29 protein-coding genes are annotated in these 18,325 nt (G+C 68.2%); 28 read left to right on the top strand and 1 reads right to left on the bottom strand.

The genetic code is table 11. From position 1 onward, the window contains the following. Positions 1-81 precede the first annotated feature (81 nt). Positions 82-1,440 carry an NADP-specific glutamate dehydrogenase gene (gene gdhA / locus ACF061_RS08175; RefSeq protein ID WP_392265969.1) on the top strand — a complete coding sequence of 453 codons (1,359 nt, stop codon included), beginning with the start codon at positions 82-84 and terminating at the stop codon, positions 1,438-1,440. 154 nt (positions 1,441-1,594) lie between these two features. Here the strand turns inward: gdhA and ACF061_RS08170 are convergent, their stop codons facing one another. Further along, positions 1,595-3,127: an MFS transporter gene (locus tag ACF061_RS08170; RefSeq protein ID WP_392265968.1), complete on the bottom strand. Its 1,533-nt coding sequence runs from the start codon at positions 3,125-3,127 to the stop codon at positions 1,595-1,597. Positions 3,128-3,372: 245 nt separating this feature from the next. Here ACF061_RS08170 and ACF061_RS08165 point away from each other — a divergent pair, with 245 nt between their 5' ends. From ACF061_RS08165 to rpmJ, 27 genes are all read left to right on the top strand, one after another. Next, positions 3,373-3,933, top strand: coding sequence for a MarR family winged helix-turn-helix transcriptional regulator (locus tag ACF061_RS08165; protein WP_392265967.1), 561 nt, complete (start codon positions 3,373-3,375; stop codon positions 3,931-3,933). A gap of 751 nt (positions 3,934-4,684) precedes the next feature. Next, the gene (gene rpsJ / locus ACF061_RS08160) at positions 4,685-4,993 is read left to right on the top strand and encodes a 30S ribosomal protein S10 (RefSeq protein WP_003948644.1); all 309 of its coding nucleotides are present in this window, start codon (positions 4,685-4,687) and stop codon (positions 4,991-4,993) included. Between the two features lie 18 nt (positions 4,994-5,011). Beyond that, complete coding sequence (gene rplC, locus ACF061_RS08155; protein ID WP_067045344.1) at positions 5,012-5,656, top strand: 50S ribosomal protein L3; 645 nt, start codon at positions 5,012-5,014, stop codon at positions 5,654-5,656. Positions 5,657-5,664: 8 nt separating this feature from the next. Beyond that, positions 5,665-6,321, top strand: coding sequence for a 50S ribosomal protein L4 (gene rplD / locus ACF061_RS08150; protein ID WP_392265966.1), 657 nt, complete (start codon positions 5,665-5,667; stop codon positions 6,319-6,321). Next, a complete protein-coding gene (rplW, locus tag ACF061_RS08145) occupies positions 6,321-6,740 on the top strand; it encodes a 50S ribosomal protein L23 (RefSeq protein WP_392265965.1) in 420 nt (139 codons plus the stop codon). The genes rplD and rplW overlap by 1 nt, the downstream gene beginning before the upstream one ends. Positions 6,741-6,780: 40 nt before the next feature. Then, positions 6,781-7,617: a 50S ribosomal protein L2 gene (rplB, locus tag ACF061_RS08140; RefSeq protein ID WP_384162215.1), complete on the top strand. Its 837-nt coding sequence runs from the start codon at positions 6,781-6,783 to the stop codon at positions 7,615-7,617. 12 nt (positions 7,618-7,629) lie between these two features. After that, complete coding sequence (gene rpsS, locus ACF061_RS08135; protein ID WP_086726223.1) at positions 7,630-7,911, top strand: 30S ribosomal protein S19; 282 nt, start codon at positions 7,630-7,632, stop codon at positions 7,909-7,911. A gap of 44 nt (positions 7,912-7,955) precedes the next feature. After that, positions 7,956-8,303 (top strand): 50S ribosomal protein L22, encoded by a 348-nt coding sequence (gene rplV, locus ACF061_RS08130; protein ID WP_019329637.1) that lies wholly within the window; start codon positions 7,956-7,958, stop codon positions 8,301-8,303. Continuing rightward, complete coding sequence (gene rpsC / locus ACF061_RS08125) at positions 8,303-9,133, top strand: 30S ribosomal protein S3 (RefSeq protein ID WP_009190135.1); 831 nt, start codon at positions 8,303-8,305, stop codon at positions 9,131-9,133. Before rplV ends, rpsC begins: the two co-directional genes overlap by 1 nt. Before the next feature lie 5 nt (positions 9,134-9,138). Then, on the top strand, positions 9,139-9,558 hold the full coding sequence (rplP, locus tag ACF061_RS08120; RefSeq protein WP_009190136.1) for a 50S ribosomal protein L16: 420 nt from the start codon (positions 9,139-9,141) through the stop codon (positions 9,556-9,558). Further along, on the top strand, positions 9,558-9,782 hold the full coding sequence (gene rpmC, locus ACF061_RS08115; protein ID WP_018564811.1) for a 50S ribosomal protein L29: 225 nt from the start codon (positions 9,558-9,560) through the stop codon (positions 9,780-9,782). The genes rplP and rpmC overlap by 1 nt, the downstream gene beginning before the upstream one ends. Further along, positions 9,779-10,060, top strand: coding sequence for a 30S ribosomal protein S17 (gene rpsQ, locus ACF061_RS08110; protein ID WP_392265964.1), 282 nt, complete (start codon positions 9,779-9,781; stop codon positions 10,058-10,060). Before rpmC ends, rpsQ begins: the two co-directional genes overlap by 4 nt. A 128-nt stretch (positions 10,061-10,188) precedes the next feature. Next, a complete protein-coding gene (gene rplN, locus ACF061_RS08105; protein ID WP_003998823.1) occupies positions 10,189-10,557 on the top strand; it encodes a 50S ribosomal protein L14 in 369 nt (122 codons plus the stop codon). Between the two features lie 2 nt (positions 10,558-10,559). Then, positions 10,560-10,883: a 50S ribosomal protein L24 gene (rplX, locus tag ACF061_RS08100; protein ID WP_392265963.1), complete on the top strand. Its 324-nt coding sequence runs from the start codon at positions 10,560-10,562 to the stop codon at positions 10,881-10,883. Continuing rightward, positions 10,883-11,440 (top strand): 50S ribosomal protein L5, encoded by a 558-nt coding sequence (rplE, locus tag ACF061_RS08095; protein WP_392265962.1) that lies wholly within the window; start codon positions 10,883-10,885, stop codon positions 11,438-11,440. The genes rplX and rplE overlap by 1 nt, the downstream gene beginning before the upstream one ends. A gap of 5 nt (positions 11,441-11,445) precedes the next feature. After that, positions 11,446-11,631 (top strand): type Z 30S ribosomal protein S14, encoded by a 186-nt coding sequence (locus ACF061_RS08090; protein WP_003948630.1) that lies wholly within the window; start codon positions 11,446-11,448, stop codon positions 11,629-11,631. Positions 11,632-11,843: 212 nt separating this feature from the next. Continuing rightward, positions 11,844-12,242, top strand: coding sequence for a 30S ribosomal protein S8 (gene rpsH / locus ACF061_RS08085; protein WP_073951484.1), 399 nt, complete (start codon positions 11,844-11,846; stop codon positions 12,240-12,242). A gap of 24 nt (positions 12,243-12,266) precedes the next feature. After that, positions 12,267-12,806, top strand: a complete 540-nt coding sequence (gene rplF / locus ACF061_RS08080) for a 50S ribosomal protein L6 (protein ID WP_392265961.1) — start codon at positions 12,267-12,269, stop codon at positions 12,804-12,806. Positions 12,807-12,809: 3 nt separating this feature from the next. Continuing rightward, positions 12,810-13,193 (top strand): 50S ribosomal protein L18, encoded by a 384-nt coding sequence (gene rplR / locus ACF061_RS08075; RefSeq protein ID WP_392265960.1) that lies wholly within the window; start codon positions 12,810-12,812, stop codon positions 13,191-13,193. Between the two features lie 40 nt (positions 13,194-13,233). After that, the gene (rpsE, locus tag ACF061_RS08070) at positions 13,234-13,839 is read left to right on the top strand and encodes a 30S ribosomal protein S5 (protein ID WP_361119948.1); all 606 of its coding nucleotides are present in this window, start codon (positions 13,234-13,236) and stop codon (positions 13,837-13,839) included. Positions 13,840-13,841: 2 nt separating this feature from the next. Beyond that, entirely contained in the window at positions 13,842-14,024 is a 183-nt protein-coding gene (rpmD, locus tag ACF061_RS08065) for a 50S ribosomal protein L30 (RefSeq protein ID WP_030174559.1), read from the top strand. A gap of 2 nt (positions 14,025-14,026) precedes the next feature. After that, complete coding sequence (gene rplO, locus ACF061_RS08060; RefSeq protein ID WP_392265959.1) at positions 14,027-14,482, top strand: 50S ribosomal protein L15; 456 nt, start codon at positions 14,027-14,029, stop codon at positions 14,480-14,482. 181 nt (positions 14,483-14,663) lie between these two features. Then, the gene (gene secY, locus ACF061_RS08055) at positions 14,664-15,977 is read left to right on the top strand and encodes a preprotein translocase subunit SecY (RefSeq protein ID WP_392265958.1); all 1,314 of its coding nucleotides are present in this window, start codon (positions 14,664-14,666) and stop codon (positions 15,975-15,977) included. Further along, on the top strand, positions 15,977-16,639 hold the full coding sequence (locus ACF061_RS08050; RefSeq protein ID WP_392265957.1) for an adenylate kinase: 663 nt from the start codon (positions 15,977-15,979) through the stop codon (positions 16,637-16,639). Before secY ends, ACF061_RS08050 begins: the two co-directional genes overlap by 1 nt. Positions 16,640-16,770: 131 nt before the next feature. Then, positions 16,771-17,607 (top strand): type I methionyl aminopeptidase, encoded by an 837-nt coding sequence (gene map, locus ACF061_RS08045; RefSeq protein WP_392265956.1) that lies wholly within the window; start codon positions 16,771-16,773, stop codon positions 17,605-17,607. Between the two features lie 286 nt (positions 17,608-17,893). After that, entirely contained in the window at positions 17,894-18,115 is a 222-nt protein-coding gene (infA, locus tag ACF061_RS08040) for a translation initiation factor IF-1 (protein WP_003948620.1), read from the top strand. Between the two features lie 65 nt (positions 18,116-18,180). Further along, complete coding sequence (rpmJ, locus tag ACF061_RS08035) at positions 18,181-18,294, top strand: 50S ribosomal protein L36 (protein ID WP_003998809.1); 114 nt, start codon at positions 18,181-18,183, stop codon at positions 18,292-18,294. Positions 18,295-18,325 lie beyond the last annotated feature (31 nt).

Below are 18,325 nucleotides of genomic sequence, written 5' to 3'. Positions count from 1 at the left end.
CCCAGTCCTGCGCGCGGCAACGGCGCCGAGCGCCCACTCACCGGTCCTGTACCGGTGGCAGCCGTGCCAGAAAGGGGACTCGTGACCATCGGACACGACACCAAGACCCAGCTCGACGCCCTGCGCGTGGAGATCGAGCGGCGCAATCCCGCCCAACCGGAGTTCCACCAGGCCGTGCACGAGGTGCTGGACACGCTGGCGCCGGTGCTGGCGGCGCGGCCCGAGTACGCGGAGCCGGGGCTCATCGAGCGGCTGTGCGAGCCGGAGCGGCAGGTCATCTTCCGGGTGCCGTGGCAGGACGACAAGGGCCGGGTGCACGTCAACCGCGGGTTCCGGGTGGAGTTCAACAGCGCGCTCGGCCCGTACAAGGGCGGTCTGCGCTTCCACCCCTCGGTCAACCTCGGGATCATCAAGTTCCTGGGCTTCGAGCAGATCTTCAAGAACGCGCTGACCGGGCTCGGCATCGGCGGCGGCAAGGGCGGCAGCGACTTCGACCCGCACGGGCGCAGTGACGCCGAGGTCATGCGGTTCTGCCAGTCGTTCATGACCGAGCTGTACCGGCACATCGGCGAGCACACCGACGTCCCGGCCGGGGACATCGGGGTCGGCGGGCGCGAGATCGGCTACCTGTTCGGGCAGTACCGGCGGATCACCAACCGGTGGGAGGCCGGTGTGCTCACCGGCAAGGGCCCGACCTGGGGCGGCTCCGCGATCCGGCCCGAGGCGACCGGCTACGGCAGCGTGCTGTTCGCGGCGGCGATGCTGCGCGAGCGCGGTGAGGACCTGGAGGGGCAGACGGCCGTCGTCTCCGGCTCCGGGAACGTCGCCATCTACACCGTCGAGAAGCTGCTCGCCCTCGGGGCCAACCCGCTGACCTGCTCGGACTCCACCGGGTACGTCGTCGACGACAAGGGCATCGACCTCGACCTGCTCAAGCAGATCAAGGAGGTCGAGCGCGGGCGGATCAGCGAGTACGCCGAGCGGCGCGGGTCCTCCGCCCGCTTCGTGCCCGGCGGGCGGGTCTGGGAGGTGCCCGCCGACATCGCGCTGCCGTCGGCCACCCAGAACGAGCTGACCGAGGACGACGCGGCCGCGCTCGTCCGCAACGGGGTGAAGGCGGTGGCGGAGGGCGCGAACATGCCGACCACGCCCGAGGCCGTTCACCTGTTCCAGCACGCGGGGGTGGCCTTCGGTCCCGGCAAGGCGGCCAACGCGGGCGGCGTGGCGGTCAGCGCCCTGGAGATGGCCCAGAACCACGCGCGCACGACCTGGTCGCCGGAGCGCGTCGAGGAGGAGCTGGCGCAGATCATGAGCGACATCCACACCACCTGCCACGAGACCGCCGAGCGCTACGGCGCCCCCGGCGACTACGTGACCGGCGCCAACATCGCCGGCTTCGAGCGCGTCGCCGACGCGATGCTCGCCCAGGGCGTCATCTAGGAGTCATCCGGAGCGTCGTCCGGCGTGGCGTGTCGTCCGGCGCGGGCGGTCGCGTCCGTCCCCGTGCACTCGACCGCGTCCCGTCCCCGCACACGCGTCCGCGCCCCGTCCCGGCAGTGCCGGGACGGGGCGCGGAGGTTGAGGCGGTCGGGCCTCAGTGGGCGGCGGCCGCACCCGCCGGGGCACCGCCCCGGCCGTGACCGGCCGGGCGGGCGACCACCAGGACGCCGGCGGCCACCGCGGCGATCAGCATCGCGGCCACGCCCCACCAGATGGCCTGGGTGTAGCCGTGGACGATGCCCTCGCGCAGCACCTGCGCCTTGCGCGCGGGGGCGGTGAGGTGGCTGCCGACGTACGTGCTGGTCGCCGAGGTGGCGAGGGTGTTCAGCAGCGCCGTGCCGAGCGAACCGCCCACCTGCTGCGAGGTGTTGACCATCGCGGAGGTCACGCCGGCGTCCTGCGGCCGGACCCCGTGGGTCGCGGTGGAGAAGACCGGCATGAAGGTCAGGCCCATGCCGAGCCCGAGCAGCAGCTCGGCGGGCAGGACGTGGGTGGCGTAGGCGGAGTCCACGCCGAGCTGGGTGAGCACCGCGAGGCCGGAGGCGGCGAGCAGCATGCCGGGCACCATCAGCAGGCGCGGGGGCGTGCGGGGCAGCAGCCGGGCGGAGATCTGGGTGGAGCCCAGGATGATCATCGCGGACATGGGCAGGAAGGCCAGACCGCTCTTGACCGGGGAGTATCCGAGGATGCCCTGAAGGTAGTAGGTCATGAACAGGAACAGCCCGAACATGCCGATGGTGGCCAGGCCCATGGTCAGGAAGCAGCCCGCGCGGTTGCGGTCGGCGAGGATGCGCAGCGGCAGCAGCGGGTGCTTGGCCTTCGTCTGCCAGAAGACGAACGCCGCCAGCAGGACCACGCCGCCGACCAGCATGCTCACCACCAGGCTGTCGCTCCAGCCGCGCGGCTCGGCCTCGGAGAAGCCGTAGACGACGGCGACCAGGCCGCCGCAGCCCAGGATCACGCCGGGGATGTCCAGCTTGGCCTCGCTGTGGCCCGGGCGGTCGTGCAGCAGGATGACGGCGCCGATCACCGCGGCGACGGCGATCGGGATGTTGACGTACAGGCACCAGCGCCAGTTCGCGTACGAGGTGAGGACGCCGCCGAGCAGCAGGCCGATCGCGCCGCCCGCGCCGGCGATGGCGCCGTAGATGCCGAACGCCTTCCCGCGCTCCCTGGGGTCGGTGAACGTCGTCGTCATCAGGGAGAGCGCGGAGGGCGCGAGGACGGCGCCGAACACGCCCTGCAGCGCGCGGGCGCCGAAGAGCAGGCCGGGGCTCTGGGCCGCGCCGCCGATCGCCGAGGCGACGGCGAAGCCGATCAGGCCGATGATGAAGGTGCGCTTGCGGCCGACCAGGTCGGCGATGCGGCCGCCGAGCAGCAGCAGGCCGCCGAAGGCGAGGGTGTAGGCCGTGATGACCCACTGACGGTCGCCGTCGGACATGCCGAGGGCCTTCTGCGCGGACGGCAGCGCGATGTTCACGATGGTCGCGTCGAGGACCACCATCAACTGCGCCAGGGCGATGACGACCAGCCCCCACCAGCGGCGGGGGTCGGGGGCGTCGGCGGCGCTGTTCGGGGTCGGGGCCGGAGCCGTCCGTATGGCCTCGGCCGGGGGCGAGTCGCTCATGACGTGAACGTCACTTCCTTGCTCGTGATGATGGCGTGCGTGATCCGCGGTGCGTGCGGTGGTGCGAGGACGGGCGGCGCCACGGCGATGGGGCGCCCCCGCGCCGGAGGGTCCGGTCCGGCGCGTGCTCCGCGGACACAGGGGAACCGGGTGTCCCGTTCCCCGTTGGGCCGAACGGCCCAACGATCTGTCATTGTCGCAGATCGTCAGTAAAGCTGATGGTCAGTGCAGGGTACGCTACACACATGAAGGACGAGTGTCCCGCGGATGTCGTTTCCCGTCGCCTGGGTTTTCTCCTGAAGCACGCCTTCCTGGAGCTGGCGGCGGAACTGGACGCGGCGCTCGCGCCCTTCCGGCTCATCCCACGGGAGCTCGGCGTCCTGGCGGTGATCGACGCCTCCGGTGAACAGCCGTCCCAGCTGGAGATCGCCGCGCGGCTCGGCGTCGACCGCACGACGATGGTCGGCGTCATCGACTCGCTGGAGGAGAAGGGGTACGTCGAGCGCCGCCGCAGCGACCGGGACCGGCGCCGGAACGTCGTCACGCTCACCCCCGCCGGACAGGCGTGCGTGGGCGACGCGGAACGCGCCCGCGAGCGCGTGGAACGCGACTTCCTCGCCCCGCTGGACGAGGCGGCCGCCGAGGCCCTGACCTCGGCCCTGCTCACCCTGAACCGCGCCCGGGCGGGCGCCGGCCGCGCCGGTGCGGGCGACCGTACGCGGTGCGAGGACCGTCATGGGGCCAAGACATGCGGCGATGACCGGGGGAGCGGGATGCCGGACCCCGCGCCCGGCCGCGGGGTCTGAGCGCCCTCGCGCGCGGCGCGAGCCTCCGCGTGTGGCCGCCCCGGCGGTCCCAGGCGGCTCCGACCGTCCCGGCTGACCGTCCAGGCCGGCCCACCGCCTCCCGGCGGCCCCGACCGTCCCGGCTGACTGTCCAGGCCGGCCCACCGCCTCCCGGCGGCTCCGACCGTCCCGGCTTACCGTCCAGGCCGGCCCACCGCCTACCGGCGGCTCCGACCGTCCCGGCTGACCGTCCGGGCCGGCCCACCGCCTCCCGGCGGTGTCGGTGCCGGACGCCGGTCCCCGCTCGGGTGTCCGCGGGCCGTCCCGCCGGGCTCGCCGGGGTCCTTCGTGGCGTCCGGGTTTGACCTGCGTCACTCCCGGGGTAATCTCTTCAGCTCGATTGGCCAGGCTGCCATCCCGTATGGCAGACTGTCCGAGTTGCTCGGTCGAGTGTTGATGCTGCGCGCCTCCCGCCGGGAGGACCGGAAGCGAGTCCCACAGTACTCGTCGCCCTAACTGCCTCACGGCAGCGCTGGGGCGGACGTACGGGAATCTTCCGGGAAGCGTGGGCGCGGCACCGGCCAGGCACCCGGTGGGTCTTCGATCCCCGGCTCGCGGTTCCGGTAGGGCCGTGTGCAATCCCGCAGGGATGTTCGAACAAGGGACATCTGTGTCAGCGGGAGCGCGACACGCCCGACCGCGTGGGTCGGAGAAAGAGGTCAGTGGCCTCCCGGGTTCCAGAGCGTTGAAGAGACAGGACTACTGAGTAGCCATGGCGGGACAGAAGATCCGCATCCGGCTCAAGGCCTACGACCACGAGGTCATCGACTCCTCGGCGAAGAAGATCGTCGAGACGGTGACCCGCACTGGTGCGTCGGTCGCGGGCCCGGTGCCGCTGCCCACTGAGAAGAACGTGTACTGCGTCATCAAGTCGCCGCACAAGTACAAGGACTCGCGCGAGCACTTCGAGATGCGCACGCACAAGCGCCTGATCGACATCCTCGACCCGACCCCCAAGACCGTTGACTCTCTGATGCGACTCGACCTCCCGGCCGGTGTCGACATCGAGATCAAGCTCTGAGGCGCGGTGATCTGACAGATGGCTAAGCAGATCAAGGGCATCCTGGGCGAGAAGCTCGGCATGACGCAGGTGTGGGACGAGAACAACCGTGTTGTTCCGGTCACCGTCGTCAAGGCCGGCCCGAACGTCGTCACCCAGGTCCGTACGAACGACGTCGACGGCTACGAGTCGGTCCAGATCGCCTTCGGCGAGATCGACCCGCGCAAGGTGAACAAGCCCCTCAAGGGCCACTTCGCCAAGGCCGACGTCACCCCCCGTCGTCACCTCGTCGAGATCCGCACCGCGGACGCCGCCGAGTACACCCTCGGCCAGGAGATCACCGCTGAGGTGTTCGAGGCCGGCGTGAAGGTCGACGTGACCGGCAAGAGCAAGGGCAAGGGCTTCGCCGGTGTCATGAAGCGCCACAACTTCCGTGGCCTCGGCGCCGGGCACGGCACCCAGCGCAAGCACCGCTCGCCCGGTTCCATCGGTGGCTGCGCCACCCCGGGCCGCGTGTTCAAGGGCCTCCGCATGGCGGGTCGCATGGGCAACGAGCGGGTCACCACCCAGAACCTGACCGTCCACGCCGTTGACGCGGAGAAGGGTCTGCTGCTCATCAAGGGCGCGGTTCCCGGTCCGAACGGCGGCCTCGTCCTGGTCCGCACCGCGGCCAAGGGGGCCTGAGGTAACCGATGAGCACTGTTGACATCCTTTCGCCGGCGGGCGAGAAGGCCGGTTCCGTCGAGCTCCCCGCGGAGATCTTCGGCGTTGAGAAGGTCAGCGTTCCGCTGATCCACCAGGTCGTCGTCGCGCAGCTGGCCGCCGCCCGTCAGGGCACGCACAAGACCAAGACCCGTGGCGAGGTCCGCGGCGGTGGCAAGAAGCCGTACCGCCAGAAGGGCACCGGTCGCGCCCGTCAGGGTTCGACCCGCGCGCCGCAGTTCGCCGGTGGTGGCGTCGTGCACGGTCCCGTGCCGCGCGACTACTCGCAGCGGACCCCGAAGAAGATGAAGGCCGCGGCCCTGCGCCACGCCCTCACCGACCGGGCCCGCCACAACCGCATCCACGTCGTCACCGGCGTGGTCGAGGGCGACATCTCCACCAAGGCCGCCAAGACGCTGTTCGGCAAGATCTCGGAGCGCAAGAACCTGCTCCTGGTCGTCGACCGCGCCGACGAGGCCGCGTGGCTGTCCGCCCGCAACCTGCCCCAGGTCCACATCCTGGAGCCGGGCCAGCTGAACACGTACGACGTTCTCGTCTCGGACGACGTGGTCTTCACCAAGGCCGCTTTCGAGTCCTTCGTCGCCGGCCCGAACAAGGCCAACGACACCGAAGGGAGCGAGGCCTGATGGCTACGCGTCACCCCTCCATCGCCTCGAAGGCCGCCAAGGCCGCCAAGGCCGCGCGCGTCGCCAAGGCGCGCCGTCACGCCGCCGAGGGCAAGAACACCGTCGAGACCCCGCTGAGCAAGTCGTACACGGACCCCCGTGACGTCCTGATCAAGCCGGTCGTCTCGGAGAAGAGCTACGCGCTCCTCGACGAGAACAAGTACACGTTCATCGTCGACCCGAACGCCAACAAGACCCAGATCAAGCAGGCCGTCCAGGCGGTCTTCGAGGTCAAGGTCACCGGGGTCAACACGATCAACCGCCAGGGCAAGCGCAAGCGGACCCGCACCGGCTTCGGCCAGCGCGCCGCCACCAAGCGCGCGATCGTGACCCTCGCCGAGGGCGACCGTATCGACATCTTCGGCGGTCCGACCGCCTGACGGCGGTCCGGATCGTCCGATATCGGACGAGGACTGAGAAATGGGTATCCGCAAGTACAAGCCGACGACTCCGGGCCGTCGTGGCTCCAGCGTCGCCGACTTCGTCGAGGTCACGCGGTCCACGCCGGAGAAGTCGCTGGTCCGTCCCCTGCACAGCAAGGGCGGCCGTAACAATTCCGGTCGTGTGACCGTTCGCCACCAGGGTGGCGGACACAAGCGCGCCTACCGCGTGATCGACTTCCGTCGTCACGACAAGGACGGCGTGCCGGCGAAGGTCGCGCACATCGAGTACGACCCCAACCGCACCGCGCGCATCGCGCTGCTGCACTACGCCGACGGCGAGAAGCGCTACATCCTCGCCCCGCGCAACCTGCAGCAGGGCGACCGGGTGGAGAACGGTCCCGGGGCCGACATCAAGCCGGGCAACAACCTGGCCCTCCGCAACATCCCGGTCGGTACCACGATCCACGCGATCGAGCTCCGTCCCGGTGGCGGTGCCAAGTTCGCCCGCTCCGCCGGCGCCTCCGTGCAGCTGCTCGCGAAGGAGGGCACCATGGCCCACCTCCGCATGCCGTCCGGTGAGATCCGCCTGGTCGACCAGCGCTGCCGCGCCACGGTCGGCGAGGTCGGCAACGCCGAGCAGAGCAACATCAACTGGGGCAAGGCCGGCCGCAAGCGCTGGCTGGGCGTCCGCCCGACCGTTCGCGGTGTGGCGATGAACCCGGTTGACCACCCCCACGGTGGTGGTGAGGGCAAGACCTCGGGTGGTCGCCACCCGGTCAGCCCCTGGGGTCAGAAGGAAGGTCGTACTCGTTCTCCCAAGAAGGCGAGCAACAAGTACATCGTCCGCCGCCGCAAGACGAACAAGAAGCGCTAAGGACGGGTTGAGATGCCTCGTAGCTTGAAGAAGGGGCCTTTCGTCGACGACCACCTGATGAAGAAGGTGGACGTCCAGAACGAAGCCGGCACCAAGAACGTCATCAAGACCTGGTCCCGCCGCTCGATGATCGTCCCGGCCATGCTCGGCCACACGATCGCGGTGCACAACGGCAAGACCCACATCCCGGTGTTTGTCACCGAGTCCATGGTCGGCCACAAGCTCGGCGAGTTCTCGCCGACGCGCACCTTCCGGGGTCACGTCAAGGAAGACCGGAAGTCGAAGCGCCGCTAGTCAGCGGGGTGTGAATGACCATGACAAACACTGAAGGGACAACCATGGAAGCCAGGGCCCAGGCGCGGTACATCCGCGTCACGCCCATGAAGGCCCGCCGCGTGGTGGACCTCATCCGTGGCATGGACGCCACGGAGGCTCAGGCGGTCCTGCGTTTCGCCCCGCAGGCCGCGAGCGTGCCGGTCGGCAAGGTGCTGGACAGCGCCATCGCCAACGCCGCGCACAACTACGACCACACTGACGCCGACAGCCTCTACATCTCCGAGGCGTACGTCGACGAGGGCCCGACCCTGAAGCGGTTCCGTCCGCGCGCCCAGGGCCGCGCCTACCGGATCCGCAAGCGGACCAGCCACATCACCGTGGTCGTCAGCAGCAAGGAAGGAACCCGGTAATGGGCCAGAAGGTTAACCCGCATGGGTTCCGGCTCGGTGTCACGACCGACTTCAAGTCGCGTTGGTACGCCGACAAGCTGTACAAGGACTACGTCAAGGAAGACGTCGCCATCCGTCGGATGATGACGTCCGGCATGGAGCGCGCCGGCATCTCCAAGGTCGAGATCGAGCGCACCCGTGACCGCGTGCGTGTGGACATCCACACCGCTCGTCCGGGCATCGTCATCGGCCGCCGCGGCGCCGAGGCCGACCGCATCCGCGGCGACCTCGAGAAGCTCACCGGCAAGCAGGTCCAGCTGAACATCCTCGAGGTCAAGAACCCCGAGACCGACGCTCAGCTGGTTGCCCAGGCCGTCGCCGAGCAGCTCTCCTCCCGCGTCTCCTTCCGCCGTGCCATGCGCAAGAGCATGCAGTCGGCGATGAAGGCCGGCGCCAAGGGCATCAAGATCCAGTGCGGTGGCCGCCTCGGCGGCGCCGAGATGTCCCGCTCGGAGTTCTACCGCGAGGGCCGCGTGCCCCTGCACACGCTCCGCGCGAACGTGGACTACGGCTTCTTCGAGGCCAAGACGACCTTCGGCCGCATCGGTGTGAAGGTCTGGATCTACAAGGGCGACGTCAAGAACATCGCCGAGGTCCGCGCCGAGAACGCCGCCGCGCGTGCGGGCAACCGCCCGGCCCGCGGTGGCGCCGACCGCCCGGCCCGTGGTGGCCGTGGTGGCGAGCGGCGCGGTCGCAAGCCGCAGCAGCAGTCGGCTCCCGCCGCCGAGGCCCCCAAGGCCGAGGCTCCGGCCGCTGCCGCTCCGGCTGAGAGCACCGGAACGGAGGCCTGACCGAAATGCTGATCCCCCGTAGGGTCAAGCACCGCAAGCAGCACCACCCGAAGCGCAACGGTATGTCCAAGGGTGGAACGCAGGTTGCGTTCGGCGAGTACGGCATCCAGGCGCTGACCCCGGCCTACGTGACGAACCGCCAGATCGAGGCGGCTCGTATCGCGATGACCCGCCACATCAAGCGTGGCGGCAAGGTCTGGATCAACATCTACCCGGACCGTCCGCTGACCAAGAAGCCCGCCGAGACCCGCATGGGTTCCGGTAAGGGTTCGCCGGAGTGGTGGATCGCGAACGTCAAGCCCGGTCGGGTGATGTTCGAGCTGTCCTACCCGAACGAGAAGATCGCCCGTGAGGCGCTGACCCGTGCGGCCCACAAGCTGCCGATGAAGTGCCGGATCGTCAAGCGCGAGGCAGGTGAAGCGTGATGTCGGCCGGTACCAAGGCGTCCGAGCTGCGCGAGCTGGGCAACGAGGAGCTTCTGGGCAAGCTCCGCGAGGCCAAGGAAGAGCTGTTCAACCTCCGTTTCCAGGCGGCGACGGGCCAGCTCGAGAACCACGGCCGTCTGAAGGCGGTCCGCAAGGACATCGCGCGGATCTACACCCTGATGCGCGAGCGTGAGCTGGGCATCGAAACGGTGGAGAACGCATGAGCGAGAACAACGTGACTGAGAACACCGAGCGGAACGCCCGCAAGACGCGTGAGGGTTACGTCGTCAGCGACAAGATGGACAAGACCGTCGTCGTCGCCGTCGAGGACCGCGTCAAGCACGCGCTGTACGGCAAGGTCATCCGCCGTACCAACAAGCTCAAGGCGCACGACGAGCAGAACGCTGCCGGCGTCGGCGACCGCGTCCTCCTGATGGAGACCCGGAAGCTGTCCGCCAGCAAGCACTGGCGCGTCGTCGAGATCCTCGAGAAGGCCAAGTAGTTCCCGTAAGGGGACTCCTCTGCAAGGTATTCCTGCGGGGCAAACCCCGCAGGTCAGTTCCGCCAGGCTCGGCAGGGGTTCCGTGAAGGAACCCCTGCCGGGAACCGGCAGACAAACAGGAGATAGACGTGATCCAGCAGGAGTCGCGGCTGCGTGTCGCCGACAACACTGGTGCTAAGGAAATCCTTTGCATCCGTGTGCTCGGTGGCTCCGGTCGCCGCTACGCGGGCATCGGTGACGTCATCGTCGCCACCGTCAAGGACGCGATCCCCGGTGGCAACGTGAAGAAGGGTGACGTCGTCAAGGCGGTCATCGTTCGCACCGTCAAGGAGCGCCGCCGTCCGGACGGCTCGTACATCCGCTTCGACGAGAACGCCGCCGTCATTCTGAAGAACGACGGCGACCCTCGCGGCACCCGTATCTTCGGCCCCGTGGGCCGTGAGCTGCGCGAGAAGAAGTTCATGAAGATCATCTCCCTCGCGCCGGAGGTGCTGTGAGCATGAAGATCAAGAAGGGCGACCTGGTCCAGGTCATCACCGGCAAGGACAAGGGCAAGCAGGGCAAGGTCATTGCCGCTTACCCGCGCGACGAGCGCGTCCTGGTCGAGGGTGTCAACCGGGTCAAGAAGCACACCAAGGCCGGCCCGACCGCCAGCGGTTCCCAGGCCGGCGGCATCGTGACCACCGAGGCCCCGATCCACGTCTCCAACGTCCAGCTGGTCGTGGAGCAGGACGGCAAGAAGGTCGTCACGCGCGTCGGTTACCGCTTCGACGAGGACGGCAACAAGATCCGCGTTGCCAAGCGGACGGGTGAGGACATCTGATGGCTACCACCACTGCCCCGCGTCTGAAGCAGAAGTACCGCGACGAGATCGCCGGCAAGCTGCGTGACGAGTTCAAGTACGAGAACGTCATGCAGGTCCCCGGCCTCGTCAAGATCGTGGTCAACATGGGTGTGGGCGACGCCGCCCGCGACTCCAAGCTGATCGACGGCGCCATTCGCGACCTCACCACGATCACCGGTCAGAAGCCGGCCGTCACCAAGGCCCGCAAGTCCATCGCGCAGTTCAAGCTGCGTGAGGGCCAGCCGATCGGTGCCCACGTCACGCTCCGTGGCGACCGCATGTGGGAGTTCCTGGACCGCACCCTGTCGCTCGCGCTGCCGCGCATCCGCGACTTCCGCGGCCTGTCCCCCAAGCAGTTCGACGGCCGTGGCAACTACACCTTCGGTCTCACGGAGCAGGTCATGTTCCACGAGATCGACCAGGACAAGATCGACCGTGTCCGGGGTATGGACATCACCGTGGTCACCACGGCGACCAACGACGAAGAGGGCCGTGCCCTTCTCCGTCACCTCGGCTTCCCGTTCAAGGAGGCGTGAGCGAGATGGCGAAGAAGGCTCTCATCGCGAAGGCTGCTCGCAAGCCCAAGTTCGGTGTGCGCGGCTACACCCGCTGCCAGCGCTGCGGCCGTCCGCACTCCGTGTACCGCAAGTTCGGCCTGTGCCGCGTGTGCCTTCGTGAGATGGCTCACCGTGGCGAGCTGCCGGGCGTGACCAAGAGCTCCTGGTAACAACCCAGTTGGGTTGAGACCGGGCTCTCGGTAAGCAACTGGGTCCGGCAGGAGGCCCACCTCACATGCCTTAGGCTTGTGGGGTTGGGCGCCTGCCGTGCCCGTACGACTTACTACGCCGTAGGTCCACCGCGCCGCACCCGTCCCGTCCCGGATCGGGGAGAGGGATGGCGCACCAGGAAACCCCGGCGAGAGAGGCCGAAGGCCAATTCATGACCATGACTGATCCGATCGCAGACATGCTCACGCGTCTGCGGAACGCGAACTCGGCATACCACGACACCGTGACGATGCCGGCATCGAAGATCAAGTCGCACATCGCGGAGATCCTCCAGCAGGAGGGCTTCATCACGGGCTGGAAGACCGAGGACGCCGAGGTCGGCAAGAACCTCGTCCTCGAGCTGAAGTACGGCCCGAACCGTGAGCGCTCCATCGCGGGCATCAAGCGGATCTCGAAGCCCGGTCTCCGGGTGTACGCGAAGTCCACCAACCTGCCGAAGGTGCTCGGCGGCCTGGGCGTGGCGATCATCTCCACGTCGCACGGGCTCCTCACCGACAAGCAGGCCGGCAAGAAGGGCGTGGGTGGGGAAGTCCTCGCCTACGTCTGGTAGCGGAAGGGAACGGAGGAAACAGCTATGTCGCGCATCGGCAAGCTCCCCATCGCGGTTCCCGCCGGCGTGGACGTCACCATCGACGGCCGCACGGTGCAGGTCAAGGGCCCCAAGGGCGAACTGACCCACACCGTCGCCGCGCCGATCGAGATCGTCAAGGGTGAGGACGGCGTCCTGAACGTCACCCGCCCCAACGACGAGCGTCAGAACAAGGCCCTGCACGGCCTGTCCCGCACGCTGGTGGCGAACATGATCACCGGCGTGACCCAGGGTTACGTGAAGAAGCTCGAGATCAGCGGTGTCGGTTACCGCGTGACGGCCAAGGGTTCGAACCTCGAGTTCGCGCTGGGCTACAGCCACCCGATCACCGTCGAGGCGCCCGAGGGCATCACCTTCAAGGTGGAGGCCCCCACCCGCTTCTCGGTCGAGGGCATCGACAAGCAGAAGGTCGGCGAGGTTGCGGCCAACATCCGCAAGCTGCGCAAGCCCGACCCGTACAAGGCCAAGGGCGTCAAGTACGAGGGCGAAGTCATCCGCCGCAAGGTCGGAAAGGCGGGTAAGTAAGCCATGGCATACGGGCAGAAGATCCTCAAGGGCGACGCCTACAAGCGCGCCGCGATCAAGCGCCGTCACATCCGGATCCGCAAGCGGATCTCCGGTACGGCGGAGCGTCCCCGTCTGGTCGTGACCCGCTCGAACCGCCACATCGTGGCGCAGGTGATCGACGACCTCAAGGGCCACACCCTGGCGTCGGCGTCCACCCTGGACAGCTCGGTCCGCGGCGGCGAGGGCGACAAGTCCGCGCAGGCCAAGCAGGTCGGCGCCCTGGTCGCCGAGCGTGCCAAGGCCGCCGGTGTCGAGGCCGTCGTGTTCGACCGTGGTGGCAACCAGTACGCCGGGCGCATCGCCGCCCTGGCGGACGCCGCCCGCGAAGCCGGCCTGAAGTTCTGAGCCGGTTCCGAGCTAGCGGAAACAGAGAGAGGTAATTCCAATGGCTGGACCCCAGCGCCGCGGTGGCGGTGCCGGTGGCGGCGAGCGGCGGGACCGGAAGGGCCGTGACGGCGGCGCAGCTGCCGCCGAGAAGACCGCGTACGTTGAGCGCGTCGTCGCGATCAACCGCGTCGCCAAGGTTGTGAAGGGTGGTCGTCGCTTCAGCTTCACCGCGCTGGTCGTGGTGGGCGACGGTGACGGCACCGTGGGTGTCGGTTACGGCAAGGCCAAGGAGGTGCCGGCCGCCATCGCCAAGGGCGTTGAGGAGGCCAAGAAGCACTTCTTCAAGGTCCCCCGCATCCAGGGCACCATCCCGCACCCGATCCAGGGTGAGAAGGCGGCCGGTGTCGTGCTGCTCAAGCCCGCGTCGCCCGGTACCGGTGTTATCGCCGGTGGTCCGGTGCGCGCCGTGCTCGAGTGCGCCGGTATCCACGACATCCTGTCGAAGTCCCTCGGCTCCGACAACGCGATCAACATCGTGCACGCGACCGTGGAGGCCCTGAAGGGCCTGCAGCGTCCCGAGGAGGTCGCGGCCCGCCGTGGCCTGCCGCTCGAGGACGTCGCGCCCGCGGCCCTGCTGCGTGCGCGTGCCGGAGTGGGTGCGTAATCATGGCTCAGCTCAAGATCACGCAGGTCAAGTCCTACATCGGCAGCAAGCAGAACCACCGCGACACGCTGCGTTCCCTGGGCCTCAAGCGCCTGGGTGACGTGGTCGTCAAGGAGGACCGCCCCGAGTTCCGCGGCATGGTGCACACCGTCCGCCACCTCGTGACGGTCGAGGAGGTCGACTGATCATGGCGGAGCAGAACCCGCTGAAGATCCACAACCTCCGTCCCGCCCCGGGCGCCAAGACCGCCAAGACCCGTGTGGGTCGTGGTGAGGCGTCGAAGGGTAAGACGGCCGGTCGTGGTACGAAGGGCACCAAGGCCCGTTACCAGGTTCCGGAGCGCTTCGAGGGTGGCCAGATGCCCCTCCACATGCGCCTCCCGAAGCTGAAGGGCTTCAAGAACCCGTTCAAGACCGAGTACCAGGTCGTGAACCTCGACAAGCTGACCGCGCTCTACCCCGAGGGTGGCGAGGTCACGGTCGAGGACCTGGTGGCCAAGGGCGCCGTTCGCAAGAACAGCCTGGTCAAGGTCCTGGGCCAGGGCGAGGTCACCGTGGCGCTGCAGGTGACGGTGGACGCCGTCTCCGGCTCCGCCAAGGAGAAGATCACCGCCGCCGGCGGTTCCGTCACCGAGCTCGTCTGAGTCCCTCAGGCGTCTCGATGACGTAAAGCGATCCCGACCGGGGGTACCTCACAATGAGGTATCCCCGGTTGGTCGTTCCATGGGGGGCATGGTCGCCGGTAAGGTGGCCTGCACTGCTCTTTTCGTCGAACCTCAAGACCCGTCACCCTGACGCACTTGCGCGGGGGTCGCAGGAGGCACCGTGCTCACCGGCTTCGCCCGGGCGTTCAGGACGCCCGACCTGCGCAAGAAGCTGCTCTTCACACTCGGCATCATCGTGGTGTACCGCGTCGGTACCCACATCCCGATCCCGGGCGTCAACTACAAGGCCGTCCAGACGTGTGTGACCGAGGCATCCGGCAACCAGGGTCTCTTCGGTCTGGTCAACATGTTCAGCGGCGGCGCGCTGCTGCAGATCACGGTCTTCGCGCTGGGGATCATGCCGTACATCACGGCGAGCATCATCCTCCAGCTCCTGACCGTCGTGATCCCGCGCCTGGAAGCCCTCAAGAAGGAGGGCCAGGCCGGCACGGCGAAGATCACCCAGTACACCCGGTACCTGACGGTGGCGCTGGCCATCCTCCAGGGCACCGGCCTGGTCGCCACCGCCCGCAGCGGCGCCCTGTTCAACGGCTGCTCGGTCGCCGGCAACATCGTCCCGGACCGGGCGATCTTCACCACCATCACGATGGTCATCTGCATGACCGCCGGTACGGCGGTCGTCATGTGGCTCGGTGAGCTCGTCACCGACCGCGGCATCGGCAACGGCATGTCGATCCTGATGTTCATCTCGATCGCCGCGACGTTCCCGTCCGCCCTGTGGGCCATCAAGAAGCAGGGCACCCTGGCCGGCGGCTGGATCGAGTTCGGCACCGTCATCCTGGTCGGCCTGGTCATGGTCGGTCTGGTCGTCTTCGTCGAGCAGGCCCAGCGCCGCATCCCGGTGCAGTACGCCAAGCGCATGATCGGTCGCCGCTCCTACGGCGGTACGTCCACGTACATCCCGCTCAAGGTGAACCAGGCCGGTGTGATTCCGGTCATCTTCGCCTCGTCGCTGCTCTACATCCCGGCGCTCGTCGCGCAGTTCGCCGGCGGCAACGCGGGATGGAAGACGTGGGTCACCCAGAACCTGACCAAGGGTGATCACCCGATTTACATCACTCTGTACTTCTTGCTCATCGTGTTCTTCGCGTTCTTCTACGTGGCGATCTCCTTCAACCCCGAAGAAGTCGCGGACAACATGAAGAAGTATGGTGGCTTCATCCCGGGAATCCGGGCTGGCCGACCGACCGCTGAGTACCTCTCCTACGTGCTCAACCGGATCACCTGGCCGGGTTCGCTGTACCTGGGTCTGATCGCTCTCGTGCCAACAATGGCGTTGGTCGGGTTCGGCGCGAGCCAGAACTTCCCCTTCGGCGGGACCAGCATCCTGATCATCGTGGGTGTCGGCCTCGAGACGGTGAAGCAGATCGAGAGCCAGCTCCAGCAGCGCAATTACGAAGGGTTCCTCCGCTGATGCGAATCGTCCTCGTCGGACCGCCTGGCGCCGGTAAGGGAACGCAGGCCGTACGCCTTGCCGAGAAACTGCGCATCCCGCACATCTCCACGGGCGACCTGTTCCGCGCGAACATCAGCCGGCAGACGGAGCTGGGCAAGCTCGCGAAGTCCTACATGGACGCCGGGAACCTCGTACCCGACGAGGTCACCATCGCCATGGCGAAGGACCGCATGGAGCAGCCCGACGCCGAGGGCGGCTTCCTGCTGGACGGCTTCCCGCGCAACGTCTCGCAGGCCGAGGCGCTGGACACGCTGCTCGAGGACGAGGGCATCAAGCTGGACGCGGTGCTCGACCTGGAAGTACCCGAGGACGAGGTCGTCAAGCGGATCGCCGGCCGGCGGATCTGCCGCAAGGACTCCAGCCACGTCTTCCACGTGACGTACAGCAAGCCGAAGCAGGAGGGCGTCTGCGACGTCTGCGGCGGTGAGCTCTACCAGCGGGACGACGACCACGAGGACACCGTTCGCAAGCGGCTGGAGGTCTACCACACGCAGACCGAGCCGATCATCGACTACTACAAGGCCCAGGGCCTGGTCGTGACGATCTCCTCGCTCGGCCCGGTGGACGAGATCACGCGGCGCGCGCTGGAGGCGCTGAAGCGCGAGGAAGCCACCCAGTAGTCCGACGCCGGTCGCAGCCGCGGTTCCTTCCTTGAGGAGGGACCGCGGCTGTGCCGTGGGGGCGGGTACAGGCGCCCCCGTATCGTTGGAAGAGCCCGTCCTCTTCCGGTCCGAGAAAGGCCCTAGCCCCCATGGTGCAGATCAAGACCCCCGAGCAGATCGCCAAGATGCGTGCGGCGGGGCTGGTCGTCGCCGCCATCCACGCGGCCACCCGGGAGGCGGCCGTGCCGGGGGCCACCACCAGGGACCTGGACCAGGTGGCCCGCAAGGTGCTCGCCGAGCACAACGCCAAGCCGAACTTCCTCGGTTACGGCGGCTTCCCGGCCACCATCTGCACCTCCGTGAACGAGGTCGTCGTCCACGGCATCCCGTCCGACGAGGTCGTCCTCAAGGACGGCGACGTGATCTCCATCGACTGCGGCGCGATCGTCGACGGATGGCACGGCGACGCGGCGTACACCGCCTTCGTCGGTTCAGGGCACGCCCCGGAGCTGATCGAGCTGTCCCGGGTGACCGAGGAGTCGATGTGGGCCGGGATCGCGGCCATGAAGCTCGGCAACCGGCTGGTCGACATCTCCCGCGCGGTCGAGACGTACATCCGCCGCCAGCCCAAGCCGGGCGGCGGCCGCTACGGCATCATCGAGGACTACGGCGGCCACGGCATCGGCACCGAGATGCACATGGACCCGCACCTGCTGAACTACGTCGACCGCCGGCGCGGCAAGGGTCCCAAGCTGGTGCCCGGGTTCTGCCTGGCCATCGAGCCGATGGTCTCCCTCGGCACCCCGAGGACGAAGGTCCTCGAGGACGACTGGACGGTCATCACCACGGACGGCACCTGGTCCTCCCACTGGGAGCACTCCGTCGCCCTCACGGAGCAGGGCCCGCTGGTCCTCACCGCCCCCGACGGCGGCCGGGCGAAGCTGGCCGAGTACGGCGTCACGGCCGCTCCGGACCCGCTCGCCTGACCTGCGCCGCCCGGTCCTCACCGCCCGGCCGGCGGTACGGCCGGGCGCGGTGTTCGAGTGCGGTGTCCGGGTGCCACGGTGTCACCGGGGCCGCCGGCCCGAGGCGGACCGCCGTTTTCGCCGCCCCCGCATAAGGATCTCCTGGCCGGGGCAGGCTCTCCCGATTCGTGTTTCCGGGTGCGCTGACGTAGACTGACTCGTCGGCTCTCGTGCACCCGCATGTCCGCATGCGCCCGCAAGGGAAGCGAAGAGAGTCGATCAAGGTAGTCGATTCGAAGGGCGAAGCGTGGCCAAGAAGCAAGGTGCCATCGAGATCGAGGGCACTGTCGTCGAGTCTCTGCCGAACGCCATGTTCAAGGTCGAGCTCCAGAACGGCCACCAGGTCCTGGCACACATCAGCGGCAAGATGCGTATGCACTACATCCGCATCCTCCCTGACGACCGGGTCGTGGTGGAGCTGTCTCCGTACGACCTGACGCGTGGCCGGATCGTCTACCGGTACAAGTAGATCTTGCCCCACGTCCCGCGTCCAACCGCGGGGCCGCCGGCAACTGACCCGGAGAACCTCACCCAATGAAGGTCAAGCCGAGCGTCAAGAAGATCTGCGACAAGTGCAGGGTGATCCGCCGTCACGGCCGGGTCATGGTCATCTGCGAGAACCCGCGCCACAAGCAGCGCCAGGGCTGACGCACGACCGACCGCCCTCTGCACCTCTATC

The sequence above is a fragment of the Streptomyces sp. NPDC015220 genome, from assembly GCF_043079345.1.
Lineage (GTDB): Bacteria > Actinomycetota > Actinomycetes > Streptomycetales > Streptomycetaceae > Streptomyces.
Note: the sequence above shows the minus strand (reverse complement) of the source record. Positions and strands in the feature narration are given on the sequence as shown.